This is a genomic window from Lentzea indica (genome assembly GCF_012184385.1).
GTDB classification, from domain to species: domain Bacteria; phylum Actinomycetota; class Actinomycetes; order Mycobacteriales; family Pseudonocardiaceae; genus Lentzea; species Lentzea indica.
Map to the genome: position 1 here is coordinate 1 of NZ_VSRL01000587.1, position 772 is coordinate 772.

Annotated in this window: 2 protein-coding genes; one reads left to right on the top strand and one right to left on the bottom strand. The window is 69.4% G+C overall.

Annotation, left to right across the window (positions count from 1 at the left end; translation table 11 throughout):
* Positions 1 to 248: DUF1707 SHOCT-like domain-containing protein (locus tag FXN61_RS49775; RefSeq protein WP_167980681.1), on the bottom strand; the 248-nt coding region annotated here is incomplete at its 3' end.
* A gap of 53 nt (positions 249 to 301) precedes the next feature.
* Here FXN61_RS49775 and FXN61_RS49780 point away from each other — a divergent pair.
* The coding region (locus FXN61_RS49780; RefSeq protein WP_376770839.1) for an alanine dehydrogenase at positions 302 to 772 on the top strand (471 nt) is incomplete at its 3' end.

Sequence of the window (772 nt, forward strand, 5' to 3'; positions counted from 1 at the left end):
GGCGGCGGCGGCACGGCGGCGAACGGCACCGAGGGCGGCGCGAGGAACGGCGGGTGCGGCTGCGGCAGGTCGCGGAACAGTTCCGCGAGCTCGGCGTAGGACTGCGCGACGGACGCGCGGTTCACGCGTTCCTGGTACTCGGTGATGTCGAGCCTCGCCAGCGCGAAGTGGTCGTTGAGCGCGGTGATCGCCTCTTCGCGCTGCTGGTTGCCGATGCGCTGCTGCTCTGGCCCGAATGGTTCTGACACGGCTGAGAACGTTATCCGATGCAGCAGATCGATATCGGGAATACGCTGCGACGATGCTGGTCGGTGTCCCAAAGGAGATCAAGAACCACGAGTACCGCGTCGCGATCACGCCCGCCGGTGTGGTGGAGCTGGTTCGCCGCGGGCACGAGGTCGTCATCGAGCACGACGCCGGGGCCGGCTCGTCGTTCCCCGACCAGGAGTACACGGCGGCGGGCGCGCGAATCGCCGCCACGGCCGGCGAAGTCTGGTCGGAGGCCGACCTCGTGCTGAAGGTCAAGGAGCCGATCGAGCCCGAGTACCACCGCATGCGCCGTGACCAGGTTTTGTTCACCTACCTGCACCTGGCCGCGAGCCCGGAGTGCACCAAGGCGGTCGCCGAGTCCGGCATCACCGCCATCGCCTACGAGACGGTGCAGCTGCCGGACGGGTCGTTGCCGTTGCTGGCGCCGATGAGCGAGATCGCCGGCCGGATGGCGGCGCAGGTGGGCGCGCATTGCCTCGAACGCGCCCAAGGCGGCCGCGGC